Source organism: Mycobacterium sp. TH-M106 (assembly GCF_057473765.1).
The window spans coordinates 1-7,156 of sequence record NZ_JBYCLE010000263.1; the positions used below are offsets into that span (position 1 = coordinate 1).

5 protein-coding genes and 1 pseudogene are annotated in these 7,156 nt (G+C 67.8%); all 6 read right to left on the bottom strand.

What is annotated here, in order from left to right; genetic code table 11:
* A partial coding sequence (gene eccA / locus AC2VOP_RS09010; protein ID WP_486960643.1) for a type VII secretion AAA-ATPase EccA occupies positions 1–1,288 on the bottom strand: 1,288 nt, incomplete at its 3' end.
* A 50-nt stretch (positions 1,289–1,338) separates the two neighbouring features.
* A complete protein-coding gene (gene eccE / locus AC2VOP_RS09015; protein ID WP_486960639.1) occupies positions 1,339–2,553 on the bottom strand; it encodes a type VII secretion protein EccE in 1,215 nt (404 codons plus the stop codon).
* Positions 2,550–4,382, bottom strand: coding sequence for a S8 family serine peptidase (locus tag AC2VOP_RS09020; protein WP_486960640.1), 1,833 nt, complete (start codon positions 4,380–4,382; stop codon positions 2,550–2,552). Before AC2VOP_RS09020 ends, eccE begins: the two co-directional genes overlap by 4 nt.
* Positions 4,360–5,877, bottom strand: a complete 1,518-nt coding sequence (gene eccD / locus AC2VOP_RS09025) for a type VII secretion integral membrane protein EccD (RefSeq protein WP_486960641.1) — start codon at positions 5,875–5,877, stop codon at positions 4,360–4,362. Before eccD ends, AC2VOP_RS09020 begins: the two co-directional genes overlap by 23 nt.
* Before the next feature lie 159 nt (positions 5,878–6,036).
* Positions 6,037–6,936, bottom strand: a complete 900-nt coding sequence (locus tag AC2VOP_RS09030) for an ESX secretion-associated protein EspG (RefSeq protein ID WP_486960642.1) — start codon at positions 6,934–6,936, stop codon at positions 6,037–6,039.
* A gap of 121 nt (positions 6,937–7,057) precedes the next feature.
* A pseudogene (locus AC2VOP_RS09035) lies at positions 7,058–7,156 on the bottom strand (type VII secretion protein EsxI); the annotation flags it as partial.

Here is a 7,156-nt window from a genome sequence, read left to right on the forward strand (position 1 = left end):
TGTAGAGCAGCAGCGTGTTGATGATCGCATTGCCGTAGGCGTCGCCCTGTGAATACCCGCGCTCGTGCAGGGTGTGCATCTCGTCGAAGAAAACCGCGCCGCCGAGCGCGCTTTCGAGCAACTCCTCGGTGTTCTTCTCCGCGTCGGCCATGTAGCGCCCCAGCAGTTTGGACCGGTTGGTCTCCACCACCAGGGGCTTGCGCAGCACCGTCAACCCGCACAGCTGTTTGGTGAAAGCGCGGGCCACCGACGTCTTCCCAGTGCCGGGCGGGCCCAGCAACAGGGTATGCCGCGAGCTAACCGGAACCGGCAGCCCCATTTTGGCGCGCGCCAAATTCACCTTCGTGGTCGATTTGATGAGCTTGATCTCTCGTTTGGCGTGCTCCATGCCGAGCATCGCGCCCAGTTCGGCGTCGCCTTCGGCCAGGTACTTCGCAGCCGCCTCGGCGTGTCGGGCGGCTTCGGTCTGTTCGCGGGTCGGTGCGCTGTCCGGATCCCACGGATCTGTGCGCGCCTCAATGGTTTCCGGATCGGTCAGCACCAGCCGGTAGTCGGGATTGTCCAGTGCTTGGCGGGCCGGGGCGAACTTCGCATCGCGTGAATACACCCGGCGCAGCAGCTCGACGGCTTCCTCTTCGCGGCCGAGGTGACGCAGGCACATGCCCTGGGTGTACAGCGCGATGTTTGCCGCGCCCGGCACCCGGTCGCCTTCGATGGCCTCCTGGGCGCGGTGGCACGCCTCCTCGAACACACCCAGGGAGGCCAGCGCGGTGGTGGCCATCGCCGCGGCCGCGGCCTTGAGCTCGGCCTGGCGCCACGGTGTCGCCGCCGGGAATTGCTTCAGCACGTCCGGCCAGCGACGGGTCCGGAAATACAGCAGGCCCCGCACATAGCCGACCAACTCGGCCTCGAAGGGGTTTCGGGGTTCGATGGTGTCCAGCAGCTGCGCGGCCTCCTGATACCGCTTCGCTTCGGCCAGGGTGGCGGCGTAGGCGGCGGCCAGTGATTCCACGCTGGTGATCGCCAGGCGCAAGAACAACCCATCGGAGGCCTCTGGGCGAAATTCGGCATCGGTGATCGCCAAACGTCGTGTCTCCCACCCGAATGTGCGCACTGCCGCCCAAGCGCCCGCCAACACGTCGATGCTCCGGTCACCGGCGAGCACTCGGCCCAGCCAGGCATCGCACATGCCCGGATCGATCGCCGTCGCCGAGGTGAACATCTGCAGCGCGGCCTGCGGGTTGTGGCTGGGTTGTAACCCGTTGACCGAGATTCCCGAGGCCAGCATGCCGGCGACCACCGCATCGCGGGCATGGGTTACGGCGGTCTGCGAACTGGTCACGGGGCCGCCCCGACCGAGACCGGCGGGTGTTGCGCCGCCGATTCCACCGCCACGACAAGCTGTTCGCCGGCTTGCAACTCCCGGGCCGGCACCACCGGTGTCAGCCGACGCGCCGGCACCGGCAGGCTGGTGTGAACGGCGGTCAGCTGACGACCGGTAAGCCGGTTGAGTCCAGCTCGCACATCCTTGGGCAGCCGACCGTCACCGTGGTATCGCACCAGCACTGATACCTCCGTCCGGCGGTGTGAGCCAGTGAGCCGGACCGTCACGACGGTGGCGTTGATCTCCGGGGCCTCCGGTAGCCACAGCCTATCCAGGTTCTCCGAGGTGATGTCCTGCGGCGACATCCAGAAGCTGGTCACATACCCGCTGGACTGGCTTTGCTTCAGGCGTCGCCGCCGTGATCGGACCCCCGCTGGTTGCAGACCGGCCAACACGGCGGCGTCGACGCCGTCGAACTCCGCTGCCGTCAACGCGTGGGCGGTGATCTGCCTCCCGTCGAGGACGTTCACCAACCGTTCGGTGGCGGCCCCCAGCGTGGCGGCCACCGAATCCCGAGCCGCCACAGCCGCGACGTTGCGCTGTGGGTCCATCCGCAGCACCAGCCAGGTGTTGCGATGGCCTGGCCCGGACGTCGCGGACGCGTGCTCATCCGAGCCTTCCGGATCGGTCGCCGCGCTGTCCTGAGCGTGGTCCTGGGCATCCCCGAGGGTACGCACCGACACGATGTCGATGCCGTCGAGGCGCACATCGAACTGGCGCAAGCGGTCGGCAACCAGGTCCACCGGCAACGCGACCGTCGCCGCGGTTCCGCGGTGATGGCGGCCGGACGGCACCGCCGACGGCGCGCTCACCGCGATCACCGCGACCAATCGACCCTGATATTCACGGATGCCGACCGGCGCGCGGCCGTAGCGCCGATGGTCGTCCACCCCGGACGTACACCCCGCGGTCAACATCGTCTCCGGGTCGGCGAACCGATCGAGCACCCGCGCGCCCAGCGCCGAGACGAGCGGGACTCTCCCATAGGTGATCAGCGAAGTGATCGTCGTCAGCACCGCGACCCCGACGCCCGACCACCACACGTAGCTGGCGGCGCGCGGGTCACCAGGCCAATTGCTGGCCAGCGCCAACACTGCGACGTCGATGAGGAACACCGCGGTGACCCACAACCACGACAGGTTCAGGCCGACGGTGCGCTGCGCCTTCATCGTCGCCTCGCCGCTCGCCGCATCGCCGCCGCGCCGACTATCACGCCGCCCGTAACTAGGGCAACCAGCAGTCCCACGCTGGCCGCCCAGACCGGCGTCATGTCACGCTCCGGCGGCATCGGCGGAACCGAAAGCGGCCTGGATAGCCGTTCCGGTGCGACAACCGGGCCGTCGGGGACATCCCACGTCAGTGCCGCCACCGGGTCGACGACGCCGTAACCGATTTGGTTGTCCACTCCGCGAGCCGGCGGGCGAGCGGTGCGAGTCAACCGGTTGACGATCTGATGTGCCGATAACTGCGGATACTTCGCGCGAACCAGTGCGGCCACCCCGGAGACGATGGCGGCCGAGAAGCCGGTACCGGACGGGGCCAATAACGTATTGTCCGGTCCGTCAACCGCATTCATCAGCCCGTCGTCTCGGGCCGAGAGGCCTTCGATGTCGGTTCCGGGCGCGGCGATCGACACCCACGGCCCGGCCACGCTTGTTTTGGTCAGCGCCGCGCCGGCGGAGTCCACCGCCCCCACTGCCAGCACGTAGTCGTCGAACCAGTCCGGAGTCACCACGGTGTTCACGTCATTCCAATCGCGGGGATCGTTGGGCTGCAACGGGTCGTAGATCGGGTTCTGTTTGCAGTCGCGTTGACCGGTATCGCCGGCGGCGGCAACGATGACCGCGTCCTTGTCGACCGCAGCGTAGTGGACCGCCGCACCCAGGTCCGGCTGGTCGATGATGGTGCGCGCGCTCATGCACACGACCTGGGAGATGTTGATCACCGACGCTCCCAGGTTGGCGGCGTGGACGATCGCCCGCGCCATCGTCCGGATGTCGTCCATCTTCTCGCGAGCCTGCGGGTCCTGCCGGTCGGCGAACGGCTCCTTCGGGCCGAATGCCTTGCTGGACTGGCGGATCGAGATCAGTTCCACATCGGGTGCCACACCGCTGAACGCATCCGGCACCGACCCCGGAGGCGGCGGTGCACTCGGTGCAGCAGGACCCAGCGGCGAACCGATCGGCACCACCCGCGCGCCACCCGAATAGCCGGTCGCTTTCGCAGCTTTCGCCGAGGGCGCCGCGCCGTCCCTCTCGGTGACGTCGGCTGACGGCGCCGCCGCTTGGGGCGCGGGTCCTGGCAGCGGGCCTCTGGGTGCCTCAGGAGTCGGCTCCGGCGGTGCCCAGGGGGGCGCCCCGGGGGGTGCACCGTTGTCCTCCTCGGGGGGCGCTGGCGGCAGAGGCGGTGGCTGCACGATGATCGTCGTCTGGGGCACCGGCGGCGTCGGTGTCGGCTCTGTGGTGGGAACCGATGGCGGTCGGCGGGTCTGGCGCGGCGGGGGCAGTGGAGCGACGGCGCTGTCCGGGGCGGCGGCGATCAGCGACGCCACCAGCGTGCCGTGGGCATCGCAATCGGATAGGCCGTCACTGCCGGCCATCACGTAGTCACCGCCGCCGACCAGGTTCGGCAGCCGGGGGTGTGGGGTCACGCCGGTGTCGATGACAGCGACCTTCACACCGCCACCCCGGCTGAATCGCCAGGCCTCCGGCAGGTTGAGCATGTCCAAGAATTTCGGTTGCACCCGAAAGTCGGTTCCTGGGAACACCCCGACCTCGGTGCAGTACGCGGTCTGCCGCATCGACTGTTCCGGGCCGGGCGCGCCGTCCGGCGGCACGGCGGCCGGATCGATCGAGGGACGGTCGATCGCGGCGGCAGGGGCCGGCACCAACAGGCCCGCCAGCGAGCCGCTGGCCACGATGATCGCCACGGCCGCCGCTGCGCTGCTACGCCTGTACCCGCGGCTCAGCCGACCGCTAGCGGTACCGGATCGCTTCATAGGTGTTCATCAACCACAGTGTCAGCGGGAACAACGGCATCAGGCACAGGTACTCGATCCACTCCACGAATTTGCGGAACAGCGGGCTGTAGACGGTGTTGGGTACCACCGCCGCCGCGATCAGCCCGGCAGTCGGCACCAGCACCAGCACCGCCACGCCGGCCGTCAGCGCCGCCGGCGACCACAACTGCACCACGTAGCGCACTACCACGGCGGCGACGATGAACAAGCCGGTCACCGTGACGGTAACCGCCTGCCAGCGGTCCATGAAGGACCGGCCCCGCAACACCAGAAACCCGGCCGTGAAACCGGCCAGCAGCAGTGCCAGCCACCATCTATCTGCATCGGGATCGCACAACCCGGTGACGCACCCCACCACCAGCACACCCAATCCGGCAAGCAGACCCGACAGGAACGATCTGGCCCGTTCGGCTCGCAGCACCACCCCGCGCACCGACTCGGGTCCCTCCAGCACAGGCGGGCCGTCCTCGTCCAGCACCACTGTGGTCGGCAGGTCGGGACGGGCCTCGAACACCCAGTGACTTGTCGCGGATGGGAACACCGGCAGTCTGATTCCGGCCAGCCACCGGGACAGCGAAGGGGCGCCGTGATAGCCCAGCACGCAGGCCAGCAGCGTACACCCAAGCAGCGTGACCGCACTGGTCAGCACCAGCATCCGCAGTAAGCCCATAACGGTGACTGCGCTGCTGATGGTGGTGATGGCGGTGTAGGTCGCCAACTGCCGGCCGGTGAGCCGGATGATCAGCGGCGCGGTGATGCCGGCCACGCCGAAGCCTAGGGCGGCCTGCGGTGCGCCTAGCGGGCCGGGCACCGCCGCCGCTGCCGCGACCACCAGGGGCGCCAGTCCGCTGAACACCAGGATGTCACCGACCTGCCGACCGGCGCTGGTGCGCGACTGCGCCAGTATCAGCGCGGCCGCGGTCAGCACCAAGACCGCGAGCCCCGCGGCATAGCCGGCCGTCAGCCAGGTGTCGTGGCGGTAACGCCAGGCGCCGAGCAGTCCGGCGGCCAGCAGCACCCCCGCCGACAGTGTCGCGACACCGACCTGCATCGCTGTGGCCGCGTCGATCCTGGCGAACCGCTTAGCCAGGTTCACCGAGACCGCGGTCGAAATGTGTTCGATGACTGGAGATCTGCGTTCGCGGTCTTCGACGAACCGCAGCCACAACCGGTCCCCGTCGTAGACGTCTTGTTCGGTCAACGACTGCGTCGGGCGCAGCGGCGTACCGTCGACTAGGCACAACACCCAACGGCCGCGCCCGTCGGCTTTCAGTTCGGGTTCCTCCAGTTCCCGCAGTCGGCTGTTGACCACCTTCAGCAGCGGATCGATCATCACCGACACCGGTGCTTCCGCGTCCAGCAGCATGCCGATCTGTACGGTGCCACCGGCCATGATGCCCACCGTCGTCGCCCGGGGACCTGACGATACTGCGACCTCGGTGCCGGGCTGTGCCGCTTCGACTACCGATGTCATCGCACCGTCACCCCGACCGTGAATGTTTCACCCATATCTACCGCCTCGTGATTTGTGGCCTGTGACGTTTTCCAATTCTAAGGGCACTTAGCGATATCTGCACCACGCCAAGGTGTGCCGCGTAAATGATTGATACGTCATATTTTTCGGACTGATCGGCTAGACCCTGCGATGCGTTTTCCACGCGCCGTAAGGCAGGGTGTCCAGAACGGTCTTGACGCCCACCTGCACCAGCTGCGGCGTGGCCGGGCAGATCGCCATCCACGCCTCGCCGGATCCGGCGGTGCGCGCCTGCTGGTACATGGCGAGGCGCCCGCCTGACCCGTCTTTCAAAGACAGCACCGAAGCGCTTGGCCCCTTGGCGTCGTCACGGTACTGGCGGGCATATACCGCCGCTTCGGCGGCGGGGTCCGACAGCGCCTGCCCCAGCGCGGCAACGGTGGCCGCGCTGATGCCCATTCGGCGCAGGTCACCACCGGAGAACACATTGAAGCCGGACTCCTGCCAGGTTTGGGTGACTTCCAGCATCTCCTCCATCGGCACGTTCACCGCGGTGATCGCAGCCGGATCGGCGTGGTGGATGGACTCCAGGGCGTCGATCACCAGCGCGGCGACCGAGGAGGCATCGGTAACCGACACGTCGTCGACGGTGATGTCGCTGCCGACCCGCACCGCCGACACCCAGTGCTCACCCCGGCGGGCCAGCAGAACTCGGAACTCGTTGTCGGGGATGTCGCGTGAACCGGGCGGCTGATCCTCGTCGTCGATGACGCCGTACAACAATTTGCCCAGTGACAGCAGCGCAACCACCTCCATGTCGGGGGCGGCCAGGACTCGCATACGGTTCGCGACCTGTTCGTTGACCGTGTCGCCGTCGACGATGCCATGTTCACGCATCACCGCCATGCCCGGGTGATTTTCCAACCACTCGTTCGAATCAGTGGAGACGTACGGCCGGCACCTCAGCTCGGGGGCGACATGGCGAATGTCCAGCAGCGCCTGCAGCATCCAGAAGCCCTCGACGTTGACGGTGATGTCGGTGCGGGTGGTCGGATCCATCGCTGCCCTCCTCTATCGCTGTCGGTCTAGTCGGCTGTTGGAGCCCCACCGGAACTGAGCTATTACAGCACGCAGCGGCACACCGGGTGGGTCGGTGTGCCGCCGCGCTGTGGGTGGTCTGCTAGGCCCAGCTGGAGCCGACGGCGGAGTCGGTGGAGGCCATGTTGTTGCCCGCCGATTGCACCTTCTGCCCGTGGGCATTGGCCTGCTCGTAGATCAC